1 protein-coding gene is annotated in these 511 nt (G+C 44.0%); it reads left to right on the forward strand.

What is annotated here, in order from left to right; translation table 11 throughout:
• A partial coding sequence (locus CA598_RS31745; protein ID WP_179281794.1) for a 5'-nucleotidase C-terminal domain-containing protein occupies window positions 1-511 on the forward strand: 511 nt, incomplete at both ends.

Here is a 511-nt window from a genome sequence, read left to right on the forward strand (position 1 = left end):
TATTGTCGGTGGTCACAGCCATACACAACTAGATCAAGCTGTTGTAGATAACAGCGATCCTAGCGCACCGAAGCTTATTGTGCAAACTGGTGAAAAAGGACTGTTCCTTGGTAAACTCGAAGTTAAATTTAACAAAGATGGCGTTCTAACAACATGGAAAGACCAATTAATCTCCATCGACGCTAAGAACGGCACTAACTATGTTATCGCAGAGGATCCTGAAGCCAAGAAGATCCTAGATACCGAGTATAAGCCAGGCATTCAAGAGCTGACCAATGAGGTAGTAGGTAACTCAGAGGTTGTCCTAAACGGCGTTCGTGATAATGTTCGCACAAAAGAAACTAACCTCGGTAATCTGATTGCCGATGGTATGCTATTTGCAGCTAAGAAAGCTGGCACTAATGCTGTAATCGCCCTGCAAAATGGTGGTGGTATTCGCGAATCCATCAATGAAGGACCGATTACACAAGGCGAAGTACTTGGCGTACTTCCATTCAACAACGATCTGGTT

The sequence above is a fragment of the Paenibacillus sp. VTT E-133291 genome (genome assembly GCF_002264395.1).
Taxonomy (GTDB): domain Bacteria; phylum Bacillota; class Bacilli; order Paenibacillales; family Paenibacillaceae; genus Paenibacillus_AQ; species Paenibacillus_AQ nitricinens.